The sequence below is a fragment of the Pseudomonas sp. AMR01 genome (genome assembly GCF_041946035.1).
Classification (GTDB): domain Bacteria; phylum Pseudomonadota; class Gammaproteobacteria; order Pseudomonadales; family Pseudomonadaceae; genus Aquipseudomonas; species Aquipseudomonas antarctica_B.
This window is the reverse complement of record NZ_JAUTYR010000086.1, coordinates 1-830: the sequence shown is the minus strand read 5'-3', so window position 1 is coordinate 830 and position 830 is coordinate 1. Positions and strand designations below refer to the sequence as shown.

Annotated in this window: 1 rRNA gene; it reads left to right on the top strand. The window is 51.9% G+C overall.

The features are described from left to right. Nucleotides 1-830, top strand: a 23S ribosomal RNA gene (locus tag Q7C20_RS26625); the annotation flags it as partial.

Below are 830 nucleotides of genomic sequence, written 5' to 3'. Positions count from 1 at the left end.
TTGGAGGACCGAACCCACATCTGTTGAAAAAGATCGGGATGAGCTGTGCCTAGGGGTGAAAGGCCAATCAAACTCGGAGATAGCTGGTTCTCTGCGAAATCTATTTAGGTAGAGCGTCGACCGAATACCCTCGGGGGTAGAGCACTGGATGGGTAATGGGGCCCCACAGGCTTACTGATCCTAACCAAACTCCGAATACCGAGGAGTACTAGTCGGCAGACACACGGCGAATGCTAACGTCCGTCGTGGAGAGGGAAACAACCCTAACCTACAGCTAAGGCCCCTAATTCATGGCTAAGTGGGAAAGCAGGTGAGACGACCAAAACAACCAGGAGGTTGGCTTAGAAGCAGCCATCCTTTAAAGATAGCGTAACAGCTCACTGGTCTAAATAAGTTGTCTTGCGGCGAAGATGTAACGGGGCTCAAGCCATGAGCCGAAGCTTAGGATGCATTTATTGCATGGTAGCAGAGCGTAGTGTGACATAGTTCCATGTGTCCTTATCGTCCTTCGGGACGTATTGGACACGCGGAGCTTTCTGTGAAGCCGGCGCGCGAGCGATCCGGTGGAGAGATCACTAGTGAGAATGATGACATGAGTAGCGACAAAGAGTGTGAGAGACACTCTCGCCGAAAGTCCAAGGGTTCCTGCTTAAAGCTAATCTGAGCAGGGTAAGCCGACCCCTAAGGCGAGGCCGAAAGGCGTAGTCGATGGACAACAGGTGAATATTCCTGTACTACCCCTTGTTGGTCCCGAGGGACGGAGGAGGCTAGGTTAGCCGAAAGATGGTTATCGGTTCAAGAACGTAAGGTGTCCCTGCCCTTTTTTCAGG